The following is a 13,514-nucleotide window of genomic DNA, read 5'->3' as shown; positions in this document are numbered from 1 at the left end:
TGGCGGCAGTGGTCGTGCGCTTCGGCCAGCGCGCGGCAGGCGGCCGGGTCCACGTCCTGCGGGCCGGCGACTTCGGCGCGCGCGCACCAGAACGCGCCGACGCGGGCATGGCCGCGCAGCTTCACGTCGCGCAGCACGCTGTCTTCGGTCACCTGGTGCAGCAGGTGGTGGCCGAAAGCGTACTCGCGCGTTTCGCCGAAGACCTGCGCGGCGCGCCGCACCAGCTGTTTGCGCAGCAGCACCGGCAGCTGGTTCACCGCGGCCGGATCGATGGCGGCCAGCGTGGCTTCGGAGAACAGATGGCCGACGATCGCCGCCTGCTGCAGCGCCGTGCGCTCGGCCGGCGCCAACGCATCCAGCCGCGCCTGCAGCACGCCGGTCAGCGTCTGCGGCACATGCGCGATCACCAGCTTGTCGGGCAGCACGCGCCAGCCCTGCGGCTCGGCGACGATGACACCGTCGTCGAGCAGCATCTTGACCAGTTCCTCCATGTAGAAGGGGTTGCCCTCGGCGTGGCTGGTGAGCAGCGTGTGCATCGCCGCCGGCACGTCGGCCACCTGCTGCAGCAGCATGTCGGCCAGTGCGCGGCTGTTGGCGGGACCCAGCGGCTTCAGCTCGATCCAGCGGTGGCTGCCGCGCGGCTTGTCGGCAGCCCCTGACGGCGGCGCAAACCGGGCATCGGCCTCCAGCAGCGCCGGCCGTGTCAGCAGCAGGCACAGCAGCGGCTGGTCGTGCTCGTGCTGCAGCAGGTGCTGCACGAAATCCAGCGAGCCGGCGTCGGCCCAGTGCAGGTCGTCGAGCAGCAGCACCACCGGCACGCCACGGTGGCGCCCGAGGCGGCGCAGGCACAGCGCGGCGGCGGCGAAGCCGCGCTGGCGCAGCAGCGCGTCGTCGTGCAGGCAGTCCTTCAGGTGCGGGCTGGCCGAATAGTCCAGGCCGATCAGGTGGCCCAGCAGATGCATCGTCGCTTCGCTGCCGGCACCGTCGGCGGCATCGGCGGCATCGGCGGCGTCGAACAGCGGCCCGAGGCCAGTGGCGAACTTGCTGCGCGCGGTTTCGGCACTGTCGTCGTCGGCGATCTGCAACTGCCCTGCAAACAGGTCGCGCAGCAGGCCGCAGGGATGCAGCGCGCTGCGCGGATGGGCCCGGCCCGGCAGCAGCCAGCAGCGCAGCGGCTGGTCGGCCAGCGCCCGCTGGAACTCGGCGACCAGCCGGCTCTTGCCGAGGCCGGCCTCGCCGACCACCGTCACCGTGCACAGCCGCCGCGCAGCGCACACCGCATCGACGGCGGCCAGCAGCTGCGCCAGCTCGGCATCGCGGCCGATCATCGGCGTCGGCACACCCTCGACACCGCGCGTCGACACACGCAACGCCCTGGGCCGCGCGCGCTCGACCAGGTAGCCGCGCACCGGTTCGGCAACCCCTTTGACCAGCACCGGCGGCTGCTCGACCAGATCGAACAGCCCGTTGACATGGCGGTACGTGTCCTGGCTGATGCGCAGGCGCCCGGGCGGCGCGGTCTGCTCCATGCGCGCCGCCAGGTTGACAGCGGCGCCGCGGATGCTGCCCTCGGCATCGACCCCGGCGCCGAGCAGCACCCGGCCGGTGTGTATGCCCACGCGCACGTTGAAGTCGGCCACGCCATGCGTGCTGCACACCTGCGGCGCGGCGTGGCGGGCCTCGTCGATGATGCCCAGGCCCGCGTGCACCGCCGCTTCGACATCGTCCTCGTGCGCGACCTCGGTGCCGAAGGCCGCCAGCATGCCGTCGCCGGTGTACTGCAGCACCCGGCCGTGGTGGGCCTGCACGATGGCGGTGAAGCGCGCCAGCGCGCCGTCCATCACCGCGCTGATGTCCTCGGGGGTCAGCCGCTGGCCGATCGCGGTCGAGCCGACGACATCGACGAACAGCACCGAGACCTGCTTGAGCTGCTGCGCCGGCAGCGTGGGCGCGGCGGCGCGTTGCGCGGCCAGTTGCTGGCGCAGCGCGAGCAGCGCGGTATCGACCACCGCATCGCCGAGCACGCTGCGCTGCGCCTGCAGCGCAGCCATCGCAGCTTCCAGTTGCTCGGGCGTGTCCTTGCTCACCGTGTCCCTTCGCCGGCCGGGCGCCGCAGCGGCCGCCCGGCCGTGAGCAATTGTTGCAGGCCTGGTGCCGACGGCCAAGCACGGACTGCTGTGATCCATGTCACTTCCCGATGGAGCAGTCGTCACTCGTGATGAAAGGGCCGGACTCCTAGAGTGCCAACACGCCATCGCAAAGCTGTCGCGACGGCCAAACACCCAGGAGCCGAGCATGACGATACGCACATCGAAGACCTTGCTGAAGGACTTCGTCGGCCATTTGTCGCCCTGGGGCTACGGCCAGGTGGCCGCCGCGCTGGCCTGCCGCCTGGTGATGCTGCTGGTGGTGATGGCCCTCGGTGCCTGCGCCAGCCTGCCCGGCGGCGTGTAGCGCGCGGCGAGCAGCGCACGCTGTCGGGCTTCCGCCTGATGCCGAACGGCTCCGGTTGACCTCGCAATTCGTCGCCGAAGCGCTGCTGTGAGCGCGCTACGGCCTACCGCGCCGCCGGCAGCAGCAGCCCGGCCAGGTGCACCAGGCTGCGGTCGCTGCCCGGCGGCCCCAGCAGCGACAGGCCCAGCGGCGCCCCCAGGCGGCTCGCCAGCGGCAGCGAGATCTGCGGAAAGCCGCTCAAGCCCGAGGTCGATAACAGGCGAATGGCGCGGTTGCGGTAGTCTTCGAGGCTGGCCTCGTCGGCATCGGTGCGCGGCGCGATGTCCGGCATCGTCGGCAGCAGCAGCACGCCGTCGCTGCCCAGCAGCTGCGCCAGCTGCGCGCGGAACGCCTGCCGGAACTCGAGCGCCGCGGCGTATTGCTCGGCCGTGACACTGCGCGACCAGGCGAAGCGCTGTGCCACGCCCGGGCCCAGCGGCGGCTGGTGGCGCTCGATGAACGCGCCATGCACCTGCCAGGCTTCGCGCCCCTGCAGGTGGCGGAAGTGCCAGTACATCGCGTCCAGGCTGTCCGTCACCGGCGGCGCGGGCCGCGCGGCGCCCAGCAGCGCTTCGACGGCCGCGCGCGCCGGCGCCAGCGCCGCCAGCACCTCCGGCTGCAGCAGCGCCCACAGGTCCGGCGGCAGCAGCAGGCGCACGGCGGCCGGCAGCGGCGCGGGGTCGTCCCCCAGCAGCACATCGGCCACGCGGGCATAGGTCGCCCCATCGCGGCTGAACCAGCCGCAGGTGTCCAGGCTGGGCGCCAGGTCCATCGCACCCTGCAGGCTGATGCGGCCGTGCGTGGGCCGCAGGCCGATCAGGCCGTTGTGGCTGGCCGGCGCACGCACCGAGCCACCGGTGTCGGTGCCCAATGCAAAGTCGCAGAGCCGGTTCGACACGGCAGACGCGGAGCCGGACGATGAACCGCCGGCAATGCGCTCCGGCGCGGCACCATTGAGCGGCGAGCCGAAATGCGCGTTCTGGCCGTTCATCGAAAACGCCAGTTCGTCGGTGAGGGTCTTGCCGACGAAGCGCGCGCCGGCATCGAGCAGGCGCTGCACCGTCGGCGCAGTGCTGCTGCGCAGGCCCGATTGCGCCAGTTTCAGCGGCTGGCCACAGCCGGTGGGGTAGCCGGCGACGTCGAACAAGTCCTTCACCGCGAAGCTCAGGCCGGCCAAAGGGCCGGCGGCGGCGTGCGGCAGAGGCGCGTCGGGGTAGGGCATGAAGGCGCGGGCGGTGTCTTCGATCAGCGGCATGACAGTCTCCTTGGGTGCAGTGTCGCCGGCCTCATGGACTGCGCTGAAGGCGTCAGCCTGCGAAGCGCTGGCGAGCCGCAGCCACCGCGGTCTGCGACAGCCGCTCCAGCCGTGGCGACTGCACCTGCCAGCGATGCCAGTACAGCGCCACATCGGTGGGCGCATGCGGCGCCAGGTCGATCAGTTCGCCGCGCGCCAACGCATCGCCCAGCTGCAGCTCCGGCACCATGCCGTAACCCAGGCCGAGCCGGATGGCCGCCAGAAAGGGCTCCGAGGCCGGCACCTGGTGGCAGGGGTAGGCGTCGTCCGGCAGGCCCAGCTCACGCAGCAGGATGTCGGCCTGCAGCCTGTCCTTGCGATTGAACACGATCACCGGTGCGCGCCGCGCGGCAGCCCGCGTGAAGCCGCGCTTGAACCAGCGATCGACGCAGGCCGGTGAGGCCACGAGCCGGTAGCGCATGGGGCCCAGCGGCTCGGCCACGCAGCCGCGCATGGCCTGTGCCTGCACCGACACGCAGGCCATCGCCAGGCCCGCTTCCAGCAACGCAAAGGTATGCGCCTGGTCGTCGACCACCAGGTCGATCAGCACCTTCTGCTGCACCAGAAAATCAGCCAGCGCCGGCAGCAGCCAGGTGGCCAGCGTGTCGGCATTCACCGCCAGCGTGACCGACAGCGGCGCCGAGGCTTCACCAGCGATCTCGGCCACGAAGTCCTGCTCCAGCAGGCGGCTGCGCCGCAGGTGCTGCAGCAGCTGCTGACCCACCGGCGTAGCGCGGCAGGGTCGGCCGCGCACCACCAGCGGATGCCCCAGCGTGCCCTCCAGTGCGCGCACCCGTTGCGACACGGCCGAGGGCGTCAGGTGCAAGCGCGACGCGGCTTGTTCGAAGCTGCCGGCGTCGATCACCGCCAGGAAGGCCTCGCACTGTTTCCAATCCATGAGAGATCCAGCCTTTGCAAGGCCTGGCGGGCCGTTATGAAGAGATTCTAGGCAAGACCGACATTTGCTGAATCGGCTTCGCCTGCGGATGCCGCCTCGGGACAATGCGGCGATGGAATCTTCCTTCATCCAGGGTTTCGGCCTCGGTGCCGGGCTCATCGTGGCCATCGGCGCGCAGAACGCGCATGTGCTGCGCATGGGCCTGCGGCGCCAGCATGTCGGCCTGACGGTGGCCGTGTGCATCGCAGTCGATGTGCTGCTGATCGCAGCCGGCGTGGCCGGCATGGGCGCGCTGATCGAAGACCGCCCGGCCCTGATGACGGTGGTGCGCTGGGGCGGTGTGCTGTTCCTCGCCGGCTATGGACTGCGGGCGTTTCGCCAGGCTTGGCGTGGCGCCAGCCTGCAGGTGAACGGGAAGGGCAAAGACCAGGCAGCCACGGCGATGTCGGCCCCCCAGGCCATGGCGGCCGTGCTGGCCTTGTCCTTGCTCAATCCGCACGTCTACCTGGACACCGTGGTGCTGCTGGGGTCGCTGGGCGCGCGCCAAGGCGGTGACGGCAAGTGGTGGTTCGCGCTGGGCGCCACCACGGCTTCGGCGCTGTGGTTCGTGGCGCTGGGTTTCGGCGCCCGGCTGCTCACGCCGTGGTTTGCGAAACCCGCCGCGTGGCGCCTGCTCGATGCCGGCGTGGGCGTCGTGATGGGCTCGCTGGCGGGCTTGCTGGCCTTGTCGGGGCTGTGACGCCGAACGGGTTCAAGGCTTGGCCAGCGCCTTGCGCACACTGCCCAGGAATTGCGCATCCACCGACCCATTCGTCTTCTCGCTGCGCGAGACGATGCGACCGTCCGCATCCAGCAGCACCAGCACACCGGTGTGGTTGAACTCGCCGTCGGCCAGCACGCGGTAGCGAACGCCCAGCAGGCCGGCAATGGCGCGCACGTCGGCCGGCCGCGGCTGCGCCAGGGTCCAGCGCGCGAGGTCGAGGCCGCGCTTGTCGGCCACGGCCTTCAGCGCGCCCGGGTCGTCATGCTGCGGGTCCAGGCTGATCAGCAGCACGCCCAGCTGCTGCCGGCCGGCCGGCGTGAGCTTGCGGTCGAGGTCCAGCACGGTGTCGATGATCGTCGGGCAAATGAACTTGCACGAGGTGTAGAACATCACCACCAGTTGCGGCGTGCCGCGTTTCGAGGCCAGCGTCAGGCTGCGCCCGGACTGGTCGATCAAGGGCGCGTCGAGCTGGTAGATCGAGTCCTTCGGCATCGGCGCGGGGCCGGCCTGCACGCCAAAAGTGGCGGCCAGGATCAGGGGCAGTGTCATCCAGCGGACCATGACGATTCCTTTCATCGCGCGCAGCGAAAGCCGAGGTTGGCGGTGGCGTCGGCCGCTTCCAGCGACGACAGCATCGCCACCCGCATCAGTACCGCGTAGTTGTCACGATCGTTGATGGCCAGGGCGCCGGCGCCGCAGAACTTCAGCTTGTCGGGGTCGCCCTGGTCGCGGTTGTCGGCCGAGACCAGCAGCGCCGAGAAGTCGTCGGTCCATTCCCAGACCAGGCCGTGCAGGTCGTGCGCGCCATGGACATTCGGCCGCTGCGAGCCAACCGACGCGAGCGCGCGCGTTGACGGCTGCGCGTACCACGTCAGGATGCGCTCGCGCCAGGCGCGGTCGCTGCGTGCGTCGGTGCGCCGCTCATCGGCCGCGGCTGCGTATTCCCATTGCGACCAGGTCGGCAAGCGCGCACCCTGCGCCTGGCAGTACGCGCTGGCCGCGAACCAGCTGACCCACACCACCGGCTGCTGCGCCAGTGCCTTGGGCCCCAGCTGCAGCGGCGCGGCCCACAGCTGCAGGTAGCGCGATTCGGCGAAGACGCCAGCCACGGCATCGCGGCGCCACTGGGGATGCCGGCGCACGAAGGCCAGAAAGTCCGCATTCGTCACCGGCAAGCGCATCAACGCGAAAGGCGCGATGCGCACGCGGCTGCCGCTGTCTTCGTACTTCAGCGCCGAGACGAGTTCGCCGCCGGGCAAGTTCACATAGTCGGCGTCAGCGGCCTGCGCGCCGCTGACGGCCAAGGTGAGCGACAGCAGCAGGCCGAAGCGACGCACGATGAGCCCCGGTGTCTGGCGGCTCAATGGGTGACGACGGTCGCCGGCTTGATCTTGCGCTGTTCGGCGACCTCGGCCTTGGTCACCTTGCCGCCCGGGTTGCCCCAGCTGCCCAGCACATAGGTCAGGATGTTGGCCACCTCGTCGTCGGTGAGCTGATCCATCGGCGGCATCACCGAGTTGTAGTCCTGGCCGTTGACCTTGACCGGGCCGCTCAGGCCGTGCAAGACCACGCCGATGGCCGCCTTGGTGTTGGCCGCCAACCAGTCGGACTTGGCCAGCGGCGGGAACACGCCCGGCAGCCCGGCGCCATTGGCCTGGTGGCAGGTCGAACAGGTGCCGGCGAATCGTGCCTGGCCGGCTTTCATCTGGTCTTCGACGGTCAGCGCGCCGGCCTTCGCGGCCTGGGCGGCGCTGGTCACCGCGGCGACGTTGGGCAGTGCGCGGTCGCCGATGTAGACCTCGTCGACCTCCTTGCCGCTGTAGATGGCCAGGTTCTCCGGCCCCTCGACCTTCAGGATCGCCAGCGCGCCCTTGTTGAAGGCGCGAAAGATCGAGTGGTCCACCAGCACATAGCTGCCCGGCACCTCGACCTGGAAGTCCATCATCGCCGCGCCGCCGGCCGGGATCAGCGTGGTCTGCACGTTCTCCTGGAAATGCGTGCCGCCTTCGAACCAGACCTTGTCGAAGATCTCGCCGATCACATGAAAGCTCGACACCAGGTTCGGGCCGCCGTTGCCGACGAACAGGCGCACCGTCTCACCGGTCTTGGCCTTGATCGCCTTCTCGCCGGTGAGTGCCCCTTCGCTGCCGTTGAACAGCACGTAGGTCGCGTTTTCGTCGATCGCCTTTTGCATGTCGAAAGGCTGCAGGCCCTTCTCGCGGTACTTGCCGGTGGTGTAGAAGTCGCCCTGCATCACGTAGTACTCCTTGTCGACTTTCGGCAGACCGCCGGGCGGCTCGACCAGGATCAGCCCGTACATGCCGTTGGCCACGTGCATGCCCACCGGCGCGGTGGCGCAGTGGTAGACGTAAAGGCCGGCGTTGAGTGCCTTGAACGTGAACTGCGATCGGTGCCCCGGTGCCGTGAAGCTGGAAGCGGCACCACCACCGGGCCCGGTGACGCCGTGCAGGTCGATGTTGTGCGGCATCTTCGAATCGGGCGCATTCTTCAGGTGGAACTCCACCGTGTCGCCCTGGCGCACGCGGATGAAACTGCCCGGCACCGTGCCGCCGAAGGTCCAGAAGGTGTAGGTCACCCCTTCGGAGATCGGCATTTCCTTTTCGATCACTTCAAGCTCGACGATCACCTTGGCCGGTGTCGAGCGGTTGAGCGCCGGCGGCACGTCCGGCGGGCTGGTCAGCACGGCCTTGATCGGCTCCCCTTGCGGCGGGCCGAAGTCGCCCTTGCGCGAAGCGCCGGTTGGCGACGCCGCGCTCGCCAGCGCCCCGGGAGTGGCGCTGGTTGCCGCCGGCTCGTCGCGGCGGCCACAAGCCGCCAGCGTGAGCACGGCGGCGGCGATGCAGAACAGGCTTGTGGTGCGATGCATGGTGGGTCTCCTTCTTGTCAAACCGCCAACCAGCCCAAGGGTTGGTGCGTACGGGCGATGCCGAACATGAATGCGTACACCACGACGGCGCTGCCAAAACAGATGCCGCGCACGCGCGTGCTGCGACCGCGCTTCAGCGCGAAGCTGCCGAGCACGACGTAGATCACCAGCAGCACCAGCTTGACCGTCAGCCAGTGGTTGTTGAACACGGCAGCCGGGAGCATGGCCACCAGCATCAGCGCCGCCGTCAGCAGCACGGTGTCGATCGTGTAGCTCAGGTAGCGCAGCGGCGCGGCCAGTGGCCAGGCTTTGCCGCTGAGCACGCCGACACCGCGCAATGCAAACAGCGCACCGCTGACCAGCACCGTGCCGATGTGCACCGCACGGACCTGTGGGTAGAACTCGATCACGGTCTCAGACCCGCACGGCGGCGACCTCGCCCACCGGCAGAATTACCTCGCGCTTCGGGGCCACCCACAGGCGGAACACGAACCAGGCGATCAGCAGCGCGCCGATGCTGAACACCGTGTCGCCGGGCACGCGCATCCACACCAGCAGGTGCACGATGGGCTTGCCCATGAACTCGGCCGAGCGCGCGTACCAATAACCGTTTTCCAGAGCGGCCTGCAATTGCAGCACGCCCAGCGGCAGCAGGGTCAGCAGCGCCATCAGCGCCAGGCCGATGCTCAGGCCCCAGAAGGCACCCGCCAGCGTGGCGTTGTTCCACTGCACCTCGGGCTTGAGGCCGCGCAGGCAGAACAGCATCAGACCGATGCCGAGCATGCCGTAGACACCGAACAGCGCCGTGTGGCCGTGCAGCGCCGTCAGGTTCAGGCCCTGCATGTAGTACAGCGCCAGCGGCGTGTTGATGAGAAAGCCGAACAGGCCGGCACCCACCAGGTTCCAGAAGCTGACCGCCAGGAAGAACAGGATCGGCCAGCGGTAGCGCTGCATCCACGGCACCGCCTGGCCATGGCGCCAGGTCTCGTAGGCCTCCAGGCCGATCAGCGCCAGCGGCACCACTTCCAGCGCCGAGATGCTGGCGCCCAGCGCCACCACCGCCGTGGTGGTGCCGGCGAAGTACAGGTGATGGAAGGTGCCGAGGATGCCGCCCGACATGAAGACGATGGTCGCGAACAGCACGTTGATCGTCGCCGACGTGCCGCGCACCAGCCCGAGCTTGACGAACAGGAAGCTGATCACCGCGATCGCAAAGACCTCGAAGAAGCCTTCGACCCAGAGGTGCACCACCCACCAGCGCCAGTACTCGACCATCGACAGGTGGGTGTGCTCGCTCCACATCAGCCCGGCGCCGAACAGCAGCCCGATGGCGACGGTGGACAGGAACAGCAGGCCGACGATCGACGACATCTCGTCCTTGCGCGCCAGCGCCGGCCACAGCGCCCGGCCGACCAGCACCAGCCACAGCAGCAGGCCGATGAACAGGAACCACTGCCAGAAGCGACCGATGTCGACGTATTCCCAGCCCTGGTGGCCGAACCAGAAGTTGTGGGCCAGGCCGAGCTTCTGCATCACCGCGAACCACTGCCCGGTGAAGGCGCCGACGACGATGACCACCAGGCAGGTGAACAGCACGTTGACGCCCAGCCGCTGGAACTTCGGTTCATGCCCCGAGATCGCCGGCCCGATGTACAAGCCCGTGGCCAGCCAGGCCACCGCGATCCACAGCACTGCCAGCTGCGTGTGCCAGCTGCGCGTCAGCGAATAAGGCAGCACCTCGGACAGCGCGACGCCATAGGCATTCTGGCCTTCGACCTGGTAGTGCGCCGTCGTCGCGCCCAGCAGGATCTGCACCAGGAACAGCGCCACCACGAGCCAGAAGTACTTGGCCGTGGCCTTCATCGATGGCGTCGGCACCAGGCCGCGCAGCGGGTCCTGCTTAGGCGGGGCCAGCGCCTCGGCCTTGTCCTGGTGGTGCCAGACCGCGTTGTGCCAGGCCAGCAGCGCGATGCCGGCGATCATGAACAGCACGCTGAACACGGTCCAGATGAAGGTCGCCGCGGTCGGCGTGTTGCCCACCAGCGGCTCGTAGGGCCAGTTCTGCGTGTAGCTCATCGGCTCGCCGGGCCGCTCGGTCACGGCCGCCCAGCTGGTCCAGAAGAAGAACGCGCCGATCGCGCGGCGATGCTGGGCATCGGGCACGGTGTCCTCGCGCATCGCATAACCCTCACGCAGCGCGTGCGTGGCCGGATCGTTGGAGAACAGGCTCGAATAGTGCGCCGCGACCTGCGTGATCGCCTGCGCGCGCTCGGCGGAAATGACGATGCGGCCGCTGGCAGCGTCGTAGCTATTGCGCCGGATCAGCGGGCGCAACTCGGCCTGTACCCGCGCCTGCTCGCCGGGGCCGAGGTCGGCATAGGCCGCGCCGTCCTTCGCCCGCGAGCGCAACTCGAACCAGGCCATGATTTCGCGGTGCAGCCAGTCGGCCGACCAGTCCGGCGCCACCAGCGCACCATGGCCCCAGATCGAGCCGAGCTGCTGGCCGCCGATGCTTTGCCAGACCTGGCGACCTTGTTCGATGTCGGCGCGCGTATACACCGTGTCGCCGCGCTCGGTGACCACGGCCTCCGGCATCGGTGGCGCCTGGCGGTGGATCTCCGTGCCCATCCACAGCAGCACGCCGAAGCCGACGACGAGCAGGCTACACAGGCCCAGCCACAGCCTGCGCGTGGTCGAGAGGGTCGAAGCAGTCGACATGGCACGATCTCCCCTTTGTATGAAGGTCTCAAGCGCCGGGCCAGCGGATGCCTGAGCCAGCGCTGCGTGATCATCCTCATGTTGGCCTCAGCTGACTGTGCGACAGCGCACGCAGCAACCGGTCAAAGGCACGTGCTAAAAGCTCGGTTTTGCGCAATGGAACCCGCCGTGGCCCTTGAATGGATTGAATCGCTGGACCAACTCGACTGGCATGAGCTCAGCGCGCTGTACCACGCCGCGCCGCTGGGCAACAAGAATGCGATCGACCTGAAGACCGCCTTCAGCAACAGCGCCTTGCGCTGCCTGGTCTACGACGCGGGCCGACTGGTCGGTGCCGGCCGGGCGCTGGCCGATGGCGTGGATTGTTCGTATGTCTGCGACATCGCGGTGATGCCCAGCCACCAGGGCACGGGGCTGGGCAAGCAGATCGTGGCCCGGCTGGTCGCGCTGTCGCGGGGCCACAAGAAGATCATCCTGTATGCCGTGCCGGGCAAGGAGGGCTTCTACCGCAAGCTGGGCTTCAAGCGCATGCGCACGGCGATGGCGATCTTCGAGAATCAAGCGCAAGCACTGGAGCGTGGTTATGTCGACGAAAGCTGAACCGATGAACCCCCAGCCTCACTGGCCCGGCGCACTGCCCTTGGTGGCCATCCTGCGCGGCATCCGCCCGGAAGAAGCAGCGGCCCATGCCCGGGCGGTGTTCGACGCCGGCTTCGACTGCATCGAGGTCCCCACCAACTCGCCCGACTGGCCGGCCAGCCTGCGTCACATCCGGGCGCTGGCGCCGCCGGGTGCCTTGCTGGGGGCTGGCACGGTGCTGGATGCGTCGCACCTGGACGCGTTGCAAGCCGCAGGCGGTCAACTGGCCGTGTCGCCGCATGTCGACACGGCCTTGATCACCGACACCGTGCGCCGCGGGCTGATGGCCGTGCCGGGCGCGATGACGGCCAGCGAAGTCTTCGCCGCCTGGCGGACCGGTGCGCGGGCCGTGAAGCTGTTTCCCGCGGCCACACTGGGCCCCGGCCATGTGCGCGCACTGTGCGCGGTGCTGCCGCCTGAGCTGCCCCTGCTGGCGGTGGGCGGCGTCACCGTCGACAACCTGGCCGACTACCTGCGCGCCGGCTGCCTGGGCGCGGGCCTGGGCGGCGAGTTGTACCGGCCCGGCCAGAGCCCGGCTGACACGGCACAGCGCGCGGCGGCCTTCGTCGCGGCCTACCGCACTGCCAGCGCCGCACCGAAGGCACAGGCATGACGGGCGCCCGCCTGATCGGCCTGGACTGGGGCAGCAGCGCACTGCGCGCCTACCTGATCGCCAGCGACGGCACCGTGCTGGCGCAGCGCGGCAACGACAGCGGCGCGTCGCGGCTGGTCGGGGATGCGGCCGGCTTCGAAGCTGCGCTGCGCGGGCTGATCGGCGATTGGCTGCGAGAACATGCCGGCCTGCCGCTCGTCGCCTGCGGCATGGTGGGCAGCACCCATGGCTGGCTGGAAGCGCCGTATGCGCTGTGTCCGGTGGCGCTGGACAGCCTGCATGCGCTAACGGTCATCGTGCACGGCCAAGAGGGCTTGCGTGTGCACATCGTGCCGGGCGTGGCGCAACGGCCTGCGGGCGGCGTGCCCGACGTGATGCGCGGCGAAGAAACCCAGGTCGCCGGTCTGCTGGTGCAGCAACCCGGCCTGGCCGAGCAGGCGCTGCTGGTGCTGCCGGGTACGCATTCCAAATGGGTCAGCGTGCGCGGCGGCCGCATCGAGTCCTTTGCCACGCGCATGACCGGCGAGCTGTTCGCGCTGCTGCGAAGCCACTCGGTGCTGGGCCGCTTGATCGAGCCCACGGATGAATTCTGCGGCGAGGCTTTCGACCAGGGCGTGCACCTGGGCAAACAAGACCAGGGCGCCGACCTCATGGGGCGCCTGTTCTCGGTGCGGACGCTGGGCTTGTTCGAGGAGTTGCCGCGCACCGCATTGGCCGACTACCTGTCCGGCCTGTTGATCGGCAGCGAGATCGCCGCGGCGCTGGTGCCCGGCATGGCCGAAGGGCCGCTGGCGCTGGTCGGCGAAGCGGCGCTGTGTGATCGCTATCGGCGTGCGCTGCAGGCCTTCGGTCGTGAGGCGCTTTGCGTGCCCGGCAACACCGCCGCCACCGGGCTGTGGCAAGTGGCCGAGCACGCGGGCTGGTAGCGCGGGCACGACGGCCCGCAGGTCGGCGCCGCCGCCGCGACGCCACTGCGCCACCGGTCAGTAGGTCTCGAGGTGCAGCCGACCCTGCTTCTTCAGCGCCGCACCCAGCGTGTCCCAGTCCAGCCCCGCCTGCCGCGCCACATCGCTCAGCGCCAGCACCACGCCCTCTTCCATCGCCTTCAGGCCGCAGACGTAGAAGTACGCGTTCGGGTCGGCCAGCAGCGGCGCGACATCGGCGGCGCGTTCGCGCATCAGGTCCTGCACATAGCGCTTGGGCTGCCCC

General features: G+C 69.5%; 13 protein-coding genes and 1 pseudogene. 5 read left to right on the top strand and 9 right to left on the bottom strand.

The features are described 5' to 3' along the window. Positions 1-2,087, bottom strand: a 2,087-nt coding sequence (locus VLK61_RS27955) for an adenylate/guanylate cyclase domain-containing protein (RefSeq protein WP_325426233.1), incomplete at its 3' end; no start/stop codon positions are given. A gap of 208 nt (positions 2,088-2,295) precedes the next feature. Here VLK61_RS27955 and VLK61_RS27950 point away from each other — a divergent pair. Further along, positions 2,296-2,454 carry a hypothetical protein gene (locus VLK61_RS27950; RefSeq protein WP_325426231.1) on the top strand — a complete coding sequence of 53 codons (159 nt, stop codon included), beginning with the start codon at positions 2,296-2,298 and terminating at the stop codon, positions 2,452-2,454. Positions 2,455-2,557: 103 nt separating this feature from the next. Here VLK61_RS27950 and VLK61_RS27945 read toward each other — a convergent pair whose 3' ends face one another. After that, positions 2,558-3,748 (bottom strand): amidase, encoded by a 1,191-nt coding sequence (locus VLK61_RS27945; protein WP_325426229.1) that lies wholly within the window; start codon positions 3,746-3,748, stop codon positions 2,558-2,560. A gap of 52 nt (positions 3,749-3,800) precedes the next feature. Next, positions 3,801-4,685, bottom strand: coding sequence for a LysR family transcriptional regulator ArgP (locus tag VLK61_RS27940; protein ID WP_325426227.1), 885 nt, complete (start codon positions 4,683-4,685; stop codon positions 3,801-3,803). Between the two features lie 112 nt (positions 4,686-4,797). Here VLK61_RS27940 and VLK61_RS27935 point away from each other — a divergent pair, with 112 nt between their 5' ends. Beyond that, complete coding sequence (locus tag VLK61_RS27935) at positions 4,798-5,424, top strand: LysE/ArgO family amino acid transporter (RefSeq protein WP_325426225.1); 627 nt, start codon at positions 4,798-4,800, stop codon at positions 5,422-5,424. A 12-nt stretch (positions 5,425-5,436) separates the two neighbouring features. Here VLK61_RS27935 and VLK61_RS27930 read toward each other — a convergent pair whose 3' ends face one another. The 5 genes from VLK61_RS27930 to VLK61_RS27910 are packed head-to-tail and all read right to left on the bottom strand — an operon-like array spanning position 5,437 to position 11,053. Further along, the gene (locus tag VLK61_RS27930) at positions 5,437-6,009 is read right to left on the bottom strand and encodes an SCO family protein (protein ID WP_325426223.1); all 573 of its coding nucleotides are present in this window, start codon (positions 6,007-6,009) and stop codon (positions 5,437-5,439) included. A gap of 11 nt (positions 6,010-6,020) precedes the next feature. Continuing rightward, positions 6,021-6,788 (bottom strand): formylglycine-generating enzyme family protein, encoded by a 768-nt coding sequence (locus VLK61_RS27925; RefSeq protein WP_414636878.1) that lies wholly within the window; start codon positions 6,786-6,788, stop codon positions 6,021-6,023. Positions 6,789-6,808: 20 nt separating this feature from the next. Continuing rightward, the gene (nirK, locus tag VLK61_RS27920; RefSeq protein ID WP_325426219.1) at positions 6,809-8,335 is read right to left on the bottom strand and encodes a copper-containing nitrite reductase; all 1,527 of its coding nucleotides are present in this window, start codon (positions 8,333-8,335) and stop codon (positions 6,809-6,811) included. A 17-nt stretch (positions 8,336-8,352) separates the two neighbouring features. Continuing rightward, the gene (locus VLK61_RS27915) at positions 8,353-8,745 is read right to left on the bottom strand and encodes a SirB2 family protein (RefSeq protein WP_325426217.1); all 393 of its coding nucleotides are present in this window, start codon (positions 8,743-8,745) and stop codon (positions 8,353-8,355) included. Between the two features lie 4 nt (positions 8,746-8,749). Then, positions 8,750-11,053, bottom strand: coding sequence for a nitric-oxide reductase large subunit (locus VLK61_RS27910; RefSeq protein WP_325426215.1), 2,304 nt, complete (start codon positions 11,051-11,053; stop codon positions 8,750-8,752). Positions 11,054-11,221: 168 nt separating this feature from the next. Here VLK61_RS27910 and VLK61_RS27905 point away from each other — a divergent pair, with 168 nt between their 5' ends. From VLK61_RS27905 to VLK61_RS27895, 3 genes are read left to right on the top strand one after another with little or no spacing between them, the layout of a single operon-like run. Then, a complete protein-coding gene (locus VLK61_RS27905; protein WP_325426213.1) occupies positions 11,222-11,653 on the top strand; it encodes a GNAT family N-acetyltransferase in 432 nt (143 codons plus the stop codon). 4 nt (positions 11,654-11,657) lie between these two features. Further along, positions 11,658-12,305 carry a 2-dehydro-3-deoxy-6-phosphogalactonate aldolase gene (locus tag VLK61_RS27900; RefSeq protein ID WP_325426211.1) on the top strand — a complete coding sequence of 216 codons (648 nt, stop codon included), beginning with the start codon at positions 11,658-11,660 and terminating at the stop codon, positions 12,303-12,305. Further along, the gene (locus VLK61_RS27895; RefSeq protein WP_325426209.1) at positions 12,302-13,231 is read left to right on the top strand and encodes a 2-dehydro-3-deoxygalactonokinase; all 930 of its coding nucleotides are present in this window, start codon (positions 12,302-12,304) and stop codon (positions 13,229-13,231) included. Before VLK61_RS27900 ends, VLK61_RS27895 begins: the two co-directional genes overlap by 4 nt. Positions 13,232-13,288: 57 nt before the next feature. On the opposite strand, the pseudogene VLK61_RS27890 reads toward VLK61_RS27895, so the two are convergent. Beyond that, a pseudogene (locus VLK61_RS27890) lies at positions 13,289-13,514 on the bottom strand (benzoyl-CoA oxygenase); the annotation flags it as partial.

This window comes from Aquabacterium sp. (assembly GCF_035476535.1).
GTDB lineage: Bacteria > Pseudomonadota > Gammaproteobacteria > Burkholderiales > Burkholderiaceae_C > Pseudaquabacterium.
This window is presented reverse-complemented; position numbering and strand designations above follow the sequence as displayed.